The sequence below is a fragment of the Fructobacillus pseudoficulneus genome (genome assembly GCF_900108455.1).
Lineage (GTDB): Bacteria > Bacillota > Bacilli > Lactobacillales > Lactobacillaceae > Fructobacillus > Fructobacillus pseudoficulneus.
In genome coordinates, this window is record NZ_FNWS01000014.1 from 1 (window position 1) to 2,847 (window position 2,847).

The 2,847-nt window shown below is 42.0% G+C and carries 4 protein-coding genes; 3 read left to right on the forward strand and 1 reads right to left on the reverse strand.

Annotated features, from left to right (window positions below; translation table 11 throughout):
• The 3 genes from BLW39_RS07040 to BLW39_RS06910 all read left to right on the forward strand — a co-directional run.
• Nucleotides 1-238 (forward strand): hypothetical protein (locus tag BLW39_RS07040; protein ID WP_159428266.1); only part of this gene is annotated, 238 nt, incomplete at its 5' end.
• 98 nt (nt 239-336) lie between these two features.
• A complete protein-coding gene (locus BLW39_RS06905; protein ID WP_059379237.1) occupies nt 337-597 on the forward strand; it encodes a transposase in 261 nt (86 codons plus the stop codon).
• A 20-nt stretch (nt 598-617) separates the two neighbouring features.
• Nucleotides 618-1,439: an IS3 family transposase gene (locus BLW39_RS06910; RefSeq protein WP_275936416.1), complete on the forward strand. Its 822-nt coding sequence runs from the start codon at nt 618-620 to the stop codon at nt 1,437-1,439.
• Nucleotides 1,440-2,115: 676 nt separating this feature from the next.
• Here the strand turns inward: BLW39_RS06910 and BLW39_RS06915 are convergent.
• Entirely contained in the window at nt 2,116-2,400 is a 285-nt protein-coding gene (locus BLW39_RS06915; RefSeq protein WP_004910766.1) for a hypothetical protein, read from the reverse strand.
• Between the last annotated feature and the right edge of the window lie 447 nt (nt 2,401-2,847).

The following is a 2,847-nucleotide window of genomic DNA, read 5'->3' on the forward strand; positions in this document are numbered from 1 at the left end:
GACTGCTGGTAAGACAGCTATTGATGCAGCTTATAAGCCAGGAACTAGTTTAGACGATCAAAAAGCATCAGCCCTTGCCGACGTAAAAGAGCATAAAGAATCAGTGTCATTACCAGCGACTGATTCGAATCGTACTGATTCGAATCGTATTGAGTCCATAACTGGTGTTATAGTTGCTACCTTAATTTCATTCATGTCAATTTTGGGTGTTAAAAATTTAAAAAGGACTAAAAAATAATATAAAACCTTAGATAACTAATGTTTTGCTCTTATGCTAGATTTACGGACAGATTTTCTTCTGCCCTGTAAACTAATAGCATAGGAGCATTTTTTAATATGATTCGATACAAAAAAGAATTTAAGCACTCTCTTGTTGAAATGCACAATCAAGGCCGTTCATACACTGATCTATCCGCTGAATACGGACCTTCGGTCGACTCAATCCGTAACTGGGTCAAGTTGTACGCGGTCCACGAAGTGGACGGCGAAAAATGGACGCAAGCTGATGTAAACGCATTACAAAAGGAAAACGACAAACTTCGCGAAGAACTTGAGATTTTAAAACGAGCCGCGGTGTTACTTTCGAAGTACAACTAACGCAAAAGCGCGAGTTAGGACTGGAAATCATTGACCGTTCGCTCGCAATGGGACACCGCATAACAAGCGTTTTATCAGCTTTGAATATAGCTCGAAGCACTTATTATCAATGGAAAAATTGGCATTCCAGCCAACAAGAGACGCGTCGCAACGCTCTAAAAACGGCAATCAAAGCCGTCTACAACACCAATCGTGGGATCTATGGCTACCGACGCATCGACGCATTTTTACGGTTCATTTTGAACACTGAAGTTGGTGATCGTTTGGTTTGGGAGCTCATGAATGAGATGAGCCTTAAATCTCGCATGGTCAGGAAGTCATATAAGAAGCCGACGACGACCACTGACACACCACAAAAGCCCAATCTCATGAAGAATTTGGATGATTTGAGTGGCGTTCTAACGACTGACATCACGTACATCCAGCTGATGAATAGAGACTGGGTTTACCTGGCGACGGTCTATGAACCAGAAAAACGCCGTGTTGTCTCATATGGACTGAGTTCAGAGATGACCAAAGAATTCGCAACATCTGTTGTCGTGAAGGCTCTAAGAGCCAACGGTCAACCAAAGATGATTCACAGCGACATGGGAAGCCAGTACACTTCAAGTCTGTTCGAAGGAACGTTGCAAAACGCTGGGATAGATCATTCTTACTCGCGTAAGGGGCATCCTTACGACAACGCACGTATCGAGAGCTTTCATTCGCTCATCAAGCGCGAGCTGATTTATCACGAAGAATACAAAACCATTGATGATGTCAGGGCATCTGTCGAATGGTATGTGAACTGGTACAAAAACGAACGTATTAATTCACGCATTGAATGGCTTGAAGCCTCCTAGAGCAATGTTTGGTTGACTTAATCTCGGTTATCGGCACTAGCTGGTACGACGCCGTTTATAAGCCGTCACTTGTGAATTTCAAAAATTCGCTTTGTGAAGGCTTATTTGTTGCACGATACAACTTGTGAAATCCGGCTGGTTTACAATCTATACCACCTGTTTTCTCTCACCGGCAGGGCTCGGACCTATTCCACCTACACAAACACCCAGAAATCACGCCGTTTTAAGCTGAAATCCGGGTTTTGAAAAATTTTCGGAGTCCGGCACCTCTCGGTGCCGAAAAAACCTGTCCATAATCTTGACATCAGCGCCGGAAATATACTTTCCAAGACTTACCAAAGTACCAAGACGGAAAAGTCATTAATGTTTTTAAAACAATGAAAAAATCATCTGAAAAGATGTTACCAAAAACAGCAGCTGAAAAGGTCGGATTCTCCGCAATGTGTGCGGTCGTTATTTCAGCAATTACTGGTGGTCTAATCTTTAAAAATCGACGTAACAAACAGTAATTCAGCAAAAGCTTAACATAATGCAGCTTATCAAAACTAAAAAGCGCCAACCCTGAAGCAATTAGGGTTTGGCGCTTTTTCTGTGATCTGTTCTTGTGAATTGAGCTTAAAATAATTGGTCTAGCTCTCATAATCACCACAACTAGCCTTTTGTCATTTGTGAAATTTTAGTCCGTGAGTGGTTTATGAGACGGCTGTTTGTGCTTTTTGCGGAGGCGTAAACGGACCACCAATTTGTGTTGGGCGACTTCTTCGTCAGACAAGGTTAACTTCTCGTCAATTGAAAACGAGGTCGTTTTATAATTTTTTGCCAGGACAACCGCATAGACGGCCTGGTCAATCTGTTCACTTTGTTCTGGCGTTAATGCAAACGTATAGGGCTTGTCACCATACAAAATCGTTTTATCAGGGGCTACGCGCGTAAAGCGACCCTTAATTGCATTGTACGTCATAACAGCTCCTTTCTTGCATTTATGGGAAATTTTATTATGATAGTATCATCAAAAAAACATGAACCGGACAAATATTACGATTTTGCCCATAAGAGAAATGTCTAATAAAACTTACTCCCCCAAGCGTTGAGGAGGGGTTGCCTGTCGGTTTATTTGCAATTCCCCCCCTATGAGTGATTTGGGGGTTAAAGAAATTTTTTGAAGCGTCTTTAATTGTCAAAAAAGACAGTTTAGCTATTGTATCTTTGACGTCACTGTCTTTTAAAGTGGGCCACCAGGCTTGACCAGCACACTGGCGTAAGCCTTTGAAACAGCAGAGCTGTTTCATGGAAATTATTGTTTACAATTATACACGGCAGATTGCAAGAATCATCCGAACACCGCATGTTTCTGAAAGACTTTTCGTGGTGATTGCCAGTTGAGCGTTTTCATTGGCCTGGCATTAAT